Source organism: Oleiphilus sp. HI0043 (genome assembly GCF_001634935.1).
This window is the reverse complement of the sequence record NZ_LWEY01001121.1, coordinates 1-2435: the sequence shown is the minus strand read 5'-3', so window position 1 is coordinate 2435 and position 2435 is coordinate 1. Positions and strand designations below refer to the sequence as shown.

Genomic DNA, 2435 nt, shown 5'->3' with positions numbered 1-2435 from the left:
AAATTAGCCCATCGGCGTTAAAGGTTATGCATCGCTTACATAATAGCGGCTATGAGGCGTATCTGGTTGGTGGTGGTGTCAGGGATATTTTGCTCGGCCAAAATCCTAAAGATTTTGATATTGCGACCAATGCACACCCTGAGGAGGTACATGCTCTTTTTAAGAATTCACGTTTAATTGGTCGTCGCTTTAAGCTCGTCCATATCCTGTTTGGCCGCGAGATTATCGAGGTTGCTACCTTCCGTGGAAGCGTAAACCAACAGGACGAAAAACAATCAGAGCATGGCATGCTGCTTAGAGACAATGAATATGGCAGTATCGATGAAGATGCTGTGCGAAGAGACTTTACGATAAACGCTCTCTATTACAGCCCTAAAGACTTTTGTATTTACGACTATGTCGATAGCCTGGACGATATTAAGCAGGGTCTGATCAACATTATTGGCGACCCGGAAACACGCTATAGGGAAGATCCGGTTCGGATGATCAGAGCTTTGCGTTTCGCGGCTAAACTAGACTTTGATATCGAAGAAGAGACCAGCGGTGCCATACGAGAGCACGGTCAGCTATTGTCCAACGTTGCAGCAGCACGTTTGTTCGATGAGATTCTAAAACTGTTTCTCTCTGGCTATGGATTGAAAATTTTTCACCTCTTAGTCGACTATGGGCTATTTAAGCCCTTGTTCCCAGCTATTGCTCATACCTTGGAAAACAGTGATAAGAGTGCTATCTATAAGAAAATGCTCGAGGCAGGCTTAACAAATACTGATCAACGAATTCATCAAGAAAAACCCGTCACACCAGCATTTCTGTATGCAACTCTTCTATGGCCTGAAGTCGATAGACTGTGGTCACAACTTATTGAAGAAGGCGTTCCCGAATTTCCTGCATTACAACAAGCAGGGCAACTTACACTTCAAAGCCAACTACCTCATATATCTATACCCAAGCGCTTCACCTTAATGATGAAGGAAATATGGGAATACCAAATCAGACTCACTAAGACTCACGGCAAGCGGCCTTTCCACCTCGCTGAACAGCAACGATTCAGGGCTGCCTATGACTTTTTGTTGTTACGGGAGCAAGCTGGTGAACCTGTCGGCGAACTCGCTAAGTGGTGGACTGAATTCCAAATCAAGCACCCTTCTGCTGTTTATAACAAAGCTAATCATCGAAAAAAGCGTGAGACACCTGGTGCTGACCGCCGAAAGACCCGACAATCACGACGTCCAAAGCGATCATAATGCTGCAGGTATAAGTCAGCAGGAACTGTTCGGCGAGAAGAAAAAGCTAGTCATGAAACTAAATCAAGTACTCATCGGTATTGGTAGCAACCTGGAAAGTCCTCGTCTTCAAGTAATAAAGGCGATAGAAGCCCTATCCCGGCATCCTGAACTAAAGCTAATGTCATCATCATCACTATACAGTAGCTGCCCTCAAGGGCCTCAGGATCAAGATGACTTCGTCAATGCAGTCATCTGGCTTGAAACCGCTCTGGAACCACTCGCTTTGTTAAAGTGTACTCAAACACTTGAAGCCGAATTCGGGCGTATAAAGACTCGGCATTGGGGGGAGCGAATCATCGACCTGGATATTCTATTCTATAACGATGAAACGCTATCAAGCGACGACCCTGACTTACGCATTCCTCACCCTTATGCGCTGGAACGAGACTTTGTGCTGGTACCAGCAATCGAAATTGCGCCTGCTTGGACGCTTCCCGATACATCGACCCTAGAACAACATCTTTCTTCGTGCAGCGAGCATAATTTACTTCGTTTAGATGGCACTCCGACTTGAGTCTCGCGAAACAAGTAGCTAATCTACGCACAAGCTAAGCTCTGTCATAGATTATCAGTAGTCGGTTTTATACTACTGTGAAAACTAAGGATTATATGATGAAAACGACAACCCTGAGCCTTCGTAAACTAAAAGAGTCCAATGGAAAATTCTCCTGTGTCACAGCCTATGACGCAACCTTTGCTAAGTTAGCGTCGGATGCTGGTATCGACGTTTTATTAGTCGGCGACTCTCTAGGCATGGTGTTACAAGGTCAGGACTCGACATTGCCTGTTAGTATTGATGACATGGTCTATCACACTCAATGTGTTAGCAGAGGCGCTCAGTCTCCCTTAATTATGGCCGATATGCCTTTTAATACCCTGAATAGCCCTCACGATACCTTGAACTATGGTGGACAGTTGATGCAAGCAGGTGCCCATATTATCAAGCTAGAAGGCGGCGAGTGGCTTGCAGAGTATATTGAAGCCTTAAGTGATCGAGGCATTCCTGTTTGTGCACATTTGGGTTTAACGCCTCAGTCTGTCAATAAGTTAGGCGGCTATCGCGTTCAAGGCAAGGAAGCTGAAAAAGCTAACGCCATGATTAATACTGCGCGCGCCCTTGAAGAGGCCGGTGCCGATATGATCTTACTT

Annotated in this window: 3 protein-coding genes; all 3 read left to right on the top strand. The window is 45.5% G+C overall.

The features are described from left to right. Positions 1-1244 (top strand): polynucleotide adenylyltransferase PcnB (gene pcnB / locus A3729_RS12500; protein WP_082882094.1); only part of this gene is annotated, 1244 nt, incomplete at its 5' end. 52 nt (positions 1245-1296) lie between these two features. Further along, positions 1297-1800 (top strand): 2-amino-4-hydroxy-6-hydroxymethyldihydropteridine diphosphokinase, encoded by a 504-nt coding sequence (gene folK, locus A3729_RS12495; RefSeq protein WP_068510005.1) that lies wholly within the window; start codon positions 1297-1299, stop codon positions 1798-1800. 95 nt (positions 1801-1895) lie between these two features. Further along, positions 1896-2435, top strand: a 540-nt coding sequence (gene panB, locus A3729_RS12490) for a 3-methyl-2-oxobutanoate hydroxymethyltransferase (protein ID WP_082882093.1), incomplete at its 3' end; no start/stop codon positions are given.